Consider the following 7,326-nt stretch of genomic DNA (forward strand, 5'->3'; position numbering starts at 1 on the left):
GTACCGTAAGAACACTGCCTTCGGCACCCGCGATAGCGGTATTTTCGGGATGGAACATGAATGTTCGCCGTAAGGATCTTGATCGATTTGCCATTCGCTCGCCGAAGCTCGCTTTCGCGGCCCGCAAGCCTTGATCTCGGCATTTTTACGAATCTGTCAGAATTGCGACTTTTTACGAGGGCATCAACGATTCACTCTGATGAGCTTTTACCAACCCGTCAACTCTGATTTCATCATAGCGGTTTACCTGTCAAGGCAATTATTGTAGATTGGCCCGCCTGCCATTGTCTGCGATGATATCGTTGATAGTTGATGAAAGGTGAAATGAACAATGCTGATTTACGCTGCAGCCGATATCCACGGTCATGCGCGACGGATTAAAAGTCTCGCCAGCCAGATTGCCGCCCATCGACCGGACATCTTGTTGCTGGCCGGGGACATTTCCAGACGCCGGCAGCCGGAGGTCACGCTTGATGGGTTGAATCGGTTGGGTTTGCCGGTGCTGCTGATCCGGGGAAACAGTGACCCTCGACATCTGGCACGCCTGCTGCCATCATTTACCCGGCTTCGATCCATTCATCTGGCTGCGGCACGTTTTGGCGATGTGGAAATTATTGGTATCGGCGGCACCCTGCCGCTTCCCTTTCATTCTCGATTGGGCTTCAAAGAGACTGAAACCGTGAACCGGGTATCCACCATGTTGCGGGCCCGCAGTGTGCTGGTTGCCCATCCGCCACCCTACGGCGTCAGGGACCGGGTCCTGGGCCGGTTCCATGCAGGCAGCCGGGCCGTCAGACGGCTGGTGGATTGCCGTTCGCCGGCATTGGTCCTCTGCGGTCACATTCACGAGCAGGCCGGTGTGACAACCACTGGAAGTACGATCGTGGTCAACTGTGCCATGGGACGGGCCAGCGACGGGGCACTGATCCGCTATGACGGTCGATCATCACCGGCTTGCCGGATGCTGCCGTAGAATCCATGAACCCTCCCATATCGAATCAACCGTTCAACATTCGGGTCCGAGTGAATTTGCTCTGAGATCGTCTGTAGGAGCGGCTTCCAGCCGCGATAAGTCGGCTTCGGTCGATTTTATTTATCGCGGCTGGAAGCTGCTCCTACGAGAAGTCGTAAAGTTAGTGAAAGCGTGTCGATGGTGTGGTGTCAGGGCAGGGCGGATAGAACGGTCAGGACCTCTTTCCCGAATGCCTTTACCTGCCAGTTGCGGATTCCCTCGACGTTTCGCAGCGCTTGAAGGTCAGCAGGCTTTTTAACGGCAATGGCGGTCATCAGCGCCTTATTGAACAGGAGGGCGGGATCCAGTCCCAAACCGTCTGCCAGCCGATCGCGCCAGGCCTTGATGATCTTGATCCGTTCGGGCACCCTGGGTGACACCGAAGGTCGCCGCTTCCGTGGATAGGTGGGCAGGTCCTTTTCGGCAAGAGCGTTGGCTTTTTTTACGATGGCGGATAGGGGTTTGCCGTAAATGCGGATCTGCTTGGCGCTCAAGCATCGGGCTGCTTCCATGGCTTGAGGGGTCTGGGCCATTTCGGTGGCGATTTTTAGCAATGCGGTGTTGGAAATGACCTTGAACAAGGGCCGGTCTTTTTTCTCGGCCAGTTTACGGCGATATTGCAACAACCCCTCAAGCGCCGCCAGGTTGCGCCGCGGCAGGCGGCCGGCTCCGCGGAACCGGAGGAACAACGGATCGCTGCCGTTTTCCATGGGCCTGACCTCGGACAGGTAATCGCACTCCTCCTTGACCCAGTCCAGTCGGCCCTTTTCCTCCAATTCATCCATGAGCATCCGGGCGAGGGGAATCAGGTGGTAGACGTCGGAAGCGGCGTATTCGATCATACCGACGGGCAGGGGACGTTGAGACCAGTCTTTTTTCTGGTAGCGTTTATCCAACTGAATACCGAACCGGTTGCACACTACCGCTCCGAGGCTGGTTTCCCGTTGGCCCATGAACATGCTGGCCAACTGCGTATCGAACAGGTTGTTGATCTCGATTGAAAAATCACGATAGAGGGAGCGAACGTCATAGTCTGAACCGTGAAACACCTTACAGACGTCCTTGTCTTTGAACATCGGGGCCAAGGCTGAAAGATCGTTGACTTCAAGGGGATCGATGACCACATTTTCACCGTTGCCGGCCATCTGCAGCAGACAGACTTTTTCCTGGAAGTGAAACATGGAGTCCGCCTCTAGATCCACGGCAAGGATTTTCTCCTGGCTGATCCGGCTAACGAACTGTTCCAGTTCGGCAGGCGTTCGGATGAAGCGGTAAGACGGATCGGCGACGGCGGCCATATTTTTCTCTTGACCCGGAGAGGGTTTTTCCCTACTTTTCATAAGTTGTTTTTTTAATAATGAATTGTTGGATGTCCGTTATTGACGCCATGCACAACCTTTATACGGAAGGCAATAAAAAAATGATTCATATCACACTTCCCGATGGAAGTCGAAAACCCTTTGACGGATATCCCACGGGACTGGCTGTGGCCAAGAGCATCTCCGAGGGCTTGGCCCGGGATTGCGTGGCCATGGAATTAGAAGGCAACCTGGTGGACCTGAACCGGACCATTAAACAGGATACCGCTGTCCGGCTGATCACCACCCGGGATCCTGAAGCGCTGGAAATTATGCGCCACAGTGCCGCCCACGTCATGGCCCAGGCAGTGTTGAACCTTTATCCCCATGCCAAACTGACCATCGGGCCGGTAGTTGAGGACGGTTTTTATTACGACATCGATATGGAGCCGCTCTCCGAAGAAGCCTTCCCCAAGATCGAAGCGGAGATGAACCGCATCATCAAGGCGAAGATTCCCGTCGAACGCCATGAAATATCAAAGGCCGATGCCCTGGAATTTTACAAGGAGGAACCCTACAAGACCGAAATGATTTCCGATCTGGCCGACGGCACCATCTCCTTTTACAAGCAAGGCGAGTTTACCGACCTGTGTCGGGGGCCGCACGTGCCGCACACCGGGTTTGTGCGGTCGGTCAAATTGATGCGGGTCTCCGGTGCCTACTGGCGGGCGGATCAATCCAAGGCCCAGCTTCAGCGGATCTACGGCACCGCCTTTTTCGATAAGAAGCAGCTCAAGGCGTATCTCAACTTTCTCGAAGAGGCTAAAAAACGCAACCACCGCAAGATCGGCGCAGCCATGGATCTGTTCAGCTTCCATGACGATGCGCCGGGCATGCCTTTCTTCCATCCCAAGGGCATGGATGTGTGGAACGCCCTGCTGGATTTCTGGCGCGATGCCCATAGGGAAGCCGGATACGTCGAAACCAAGACGCCCATCATTCTCCAGCGCGCCTTGTGGGAGAAAAGCGGCCACTGGGAGAACTATCGTGAGAACATGTACACCACCGAGGTGGACCAGCAGGCCTATGCCATCAAGCCCATGAACTGTCCCGGCGGCATGCTGCTCTACAGCACCCGGCCCCACTCCTACCGGGAGCTGCCCATCAGGGCCGCGGAGATCGGTTTGGTGCACCGCCATGAGTTGTCCGGCGTGCTAAACGGCCTGTTCCGGGTCCGGGCCTTTCACCAGGACGATGCCCATCTTTTCATGATGCCGGAACAGATCCAGGCTGAGATTATCGACCTGCTGCGACTGGAGGAGCGGATCTACAACCAATTCGGTCTCGGTTTTCATCTGGAGCTGTCCACACGACCGGAAAAATCCATCGGTACCGATCAGCAGTGGGAACAGGCCACCAACGGCCTTCGCTCGGCGCTGGATGCCTACGGCAAGGAATACCGCATCAACGAGGGGGATGGCGCCTTCTACGGACCCAAGATCGACCTGCACATCAATGACGCCCTGGGACGGACCTGGCAGTGCGGCACCATTCAGCTGGACATGAGCCTGCCCGAGCGTTTCGACCTGACCTATGTGGGTGCGGACAATGAGAAGCACCGCCCCATCATGCTGCACCGGACGGTGTTCGGCTCCATCGAGCGGTTTCTGGGAATTCTCATCGAGCATTTCGAAGGCAAGTTTCCCATCTGGCTGGCACCAGTACAGGCTGTTTTGTTGCCCATCAACGATGATCTGATTCCATTTGCCGAGGAAATTGCCAAAACAATGACCGGCGCAGGATTGCGGGTTGAGGTGGATGATCGTACGGAAAGTCTCAACCGAAAGGTTCGCGAAGCCCAGCTGGCCAAGACCCCGCTGATTCTCACCTGCGGCGCCAAAGAGCAGGCGGCCGGCACCATATCCGTTCGTACGCTGGACGGCACGGTCCGCTACGGTCTCCCTATGACCCAGTTTATGGAGCAGGTGACGGCCCACGTGGCTGACAGACACCTGAATCTGGACATGTTCGGCGAATAGGCCAGTACATTAGCCGCTGGGGTTTTCACCGGATTCCCGGGACGGCTGAAGCGGCTGCACATTTGACTCTCCCTGATGCCCCATGAAAACCGCCCGGAGAACATTTTTAATTTACTGGCTGCCGGTTATCGCACTCTGCGCGGCCATCGTTGTTCAGTCCAACTATCCGTCGCCCGATTTCGGCCCTTTTTTCCCGCTGAAAGACAAAGTCTTGCACATGGCAGCCTATGGAATTCTGGCCGCCTTGTTCTACCGGGCCTGTAGGATGACATGGCCGGGTCGACTGTCCCCGGCTCAGCTGCTGGCGATCAGCGTCTGCTTTGCCACCCTTTTCGGCGTGAGTGATGAAATCCACCAGTCTTTCGTGGCGGCTCGCCAAGCCGATGCGATGGACGGGGTTGCGGATTTTGCGGGCAGTGTCCTGGGTGCCCTGGCATATATGGGGTTGACTTCACGGGGCGGGCGGTGCTTTCTTTCGAGAACGGGCCGGCGACGGTAATCGCCGTCAAAAAGGCAACCCGTTAAAAACCCAATCACAAATGAATGCTCTTGTGGGTATCTGAGCGAAGGTATCTCTTTTCGACATTATCATGGATAGGTATTCCCGGATTGACAAAAGGGCCGATTTTCTATAGGAAAAATAGGCTGGTGAATTGACCCACGGACCCTCCCCAAAGGAGTACCTGAATATGGAACAGACGAACCTGATAGTGATCAACGGAAACGAGCTTCCCATTGAACCGGGGGAGACGATCCTGGACGTGGCCCGACGGGGCGACATCGATATTCCGACGTTGTGCCACTTGAAGGGAACCACACCCACCGGTGCCTGCCGGATCTGCGTGGTTGAGGTAAAAGGGGCCCGGACGCTGCTGCCGGCCTGTTCCACCCCAGCTGTACCCAACATGGTCGTTCGCACCGAATCGCCGGATGTGGTGTCATCGCGCAAAGAGATCCTGCGACTCATGCTCTCTTCGGGCAATCACAATTGTGCGGTTCGTGGACGCGACGACAGCGACTGGACCCAGTTTCAGCTGGGCGTCGAAAAAGACGACGGCAGCGAAGAATTGTGTCCGGTATGGGGAGACTGCCGCCTTCAGGATCTGGCCTACCGCTACCAGGTGACCGGCGAGGGCTTTCAGGGAACCCCGGCCCGCTATCCCATGGAGACGGTCAACCCGTTCATCGTGAGGGATTTTTCCCGCTGCATCCTTTGCGGCCGCTGCATCCAGGCTTGCAACGAGGTGCAGGTGAACAATGCCATCAGCTTCGGTTACCGTGGTGCGGCCACAAAAATCATCGCCGCAGGCGACCGGCCGCTGAAAGATTCCGACTGCGTCTTTTGTGGCGAATGCGTGCAGGTCTGCCCGGTGGGGGCCCTGGTGGAAAAGGATGTGCGCTACCATGTCCGCCCCTGGGAAACGCAACAGGTGCGGACCACCTGCAGCTACTGCGGCGTGGGCTGTCAGATGTACCTTCACGTTCGTGACAACCGGGTGGTCAAGGTGAGCGGTGTCGAGGGCGAAGCCCCCAACCAGGGCAGCCTGTGCGTCAAGGGACGGTTTGGTTTCGATTTCATCGGTAGCGACCAGCGGCTTACCGATCCCTTGATCAAGGAGAACGGTGCTTTTCGCAAAGCCACCTGGGAAGAGGCCATCGATCTGGTGGCCGGCAAGCTCAAGAGCATCCGCGACACCCACGGCGGGGACAGCATCGGCGTATTCACCTCGGCGCGCATCACCAACGAGGAGAACTACATCGCCCACAAGTTTACCCGGGCGGTGCTCAAGACGAACAACATCGATCATTGCGCCCGGCTCTGACATAGCTCCACCGTGGCCGGTCTGGCCGCAGCTTTCGGAAGTGGCGCCATGACAAACACCATCGCCGATATCGAGGAGGCCGACGTCATCCTCATCACCGGCTCCAATACCTCGGAAAACCATCCGGTGCTTTCGACGTTCGTCAAACGGGCGGTTACCCGCCGGGGAGCTAAGCTCATCGTGGTGGACCCGCGGCGGATCAAGATGACCGAATTTGCCGAGCATTGGCTCCGGCCCAACCTGGGGACCGACGTGGCCTGGATCAACGGCATGATGCACGTAATCATCAAAGAAGATCTGCACGACAAGACCTTCGTCGAGGATCGCACGGAGAAGTTCGACGAAATGAAGGCGGTGGTGGAGAAGTATACCCCTGAGCATGTCGAATCCATCACCGGTATCCCTGCCGAGAAATTAATCGAGGCGGCCCGTCTTTACGCCCAGGCACCTGCGGGAAGCATCCTTTACTGCATGGGCATCACCCAGCACACCACGGGTACTGATAACGTCAAGTCGCTGGCCAACCTGGCTATGCTCTGCGGCAACCTGGGCATCCGGGGCGGTGGGGTCAACCCCTTGCGCGGCCAGAACAACGTCCAGGGCGCCTGCGATCTGGGCGGCCTTCCCAACGTGCTCACCGGCTACCAGGCGGTGGACAACCTGGATGCCATTAAAAAAATGGAGCGGGCCTGGAAGGTCACTGGGCTGCCGACCAAACCGGGACTTACGGTCACGAAAATGGTGCCCAAAGCCCACAGCGGAGAGATCAAGGCCCTGTACATTATCGGCGAGAACCCATTGGTGTCCGATCCCGATCTGAACCATGCTGAAAAGAGCCTGAAAAACCTCGACTTTCTGGTGGTCCAGGATATCTTTCTTACCGAAACCGCTCAACTGGCCGACGTGGTGTTGCCCTCCAAGTGTTTTGCCGAGAAGGATGGCACCTTTTCCAATACGGAGCGGCGGGTGCAGCGGGTGAGAAAGGCGGTGGATCCACCCGGGTTGGCCTAGGTCGACTGGAAGATCACCTGCGAAATCGCCACGCGTATGGGTTACGCCATGTCCTACAAGGACAGCGAGACCATTTTCAACGAACTGGCCAGCCTCACCCCTTCCTATGCCGGGATCAGCTACCCGCGCATCGAACACGAGGG

The 7,326-nt window shown here is 57.0% G+C and carries 4 protein-coding genes and 1 pseudogene; 4 read left to right on the top strand and 1 reads right to left on the bottom strand.

Features of this window, described 5'->3' with window-relative positions:
• Positions 1–331 precede the first annotated feature (331 nt).
• Positions 332–973, top strand: a complete 642-nt coding sequence (locus QNK41_RS05835; protein WP_319254707.1) for a metallophosphoesterase family protein — start codon at positions 332–334, stop codon at positions 971–973.
• Positions 974–1,161: 188 nt separating this feature from the next.
• On the opposite strand, the gene QNK41_RS05840 is transcribed toward QNK41_RS05835, so the two are convergent.
• Positions 1,162–2,310: a ribonuclease D gene (locus QNK41_RS05840; RefSeq protein WP_319254709.1), complete on the bottom strand. Its 1,149-nt coding sequence runs from the start codon at positions 2,308–2,310 to the stop codon at positions 1,162–1,164.
• 122 nt (positions 2,311–2,432) lie between these two features.
• On the opposite strand from QNK41_RS05840, the gene thrS reads away from it, so the two are divergent.
• From thrS to fdhF, 3 genes and pseudogenes are all read left to right on the top strand, one after another.
• The gene (gene thrS, locus QNK41_RS05845; RefSeq protein ID WP_319254712.1) at positions 2,433–4,349 is read left to right on the top strand and encodes a threonine--tRNA ligase; all 1,917 of its coding nucleotides are present in this window, start codon (positions 2,433–2,435) and stop codon (positions 4,347–4,349) included.
• Between the two features lie 82 nt (positions 4,350–4,431).
• The gene (locus QNK41_RS05850; RefSeq protein WP_319254711.1) at positions 4,432–4,848 is read left to right on the top strand and encodes a VanZ family protein; all 417 of its coding nucleotides are present in this window, start codon (positions 4,432–4,434) and stop codon (positions 4,846–4,848) included.
• 190 nt (positions 4,849–5,038) lie between these two features.
• Positions 5,039–7,326: pseudogene (gene fdhF / locus QNK41_RS05855) on the top strand (formate dehydrogenase subunit alpha); the annotation flags it as partial.

The organism is Desulfosarcina sp. (assembly GCF_033791525.1).
Classification (GTDB): Bacteria; Desulfobacterota; Desulfobacteria; order Desulfobacterales; family Desulfosarcinaceae; genus Desulfosarcina.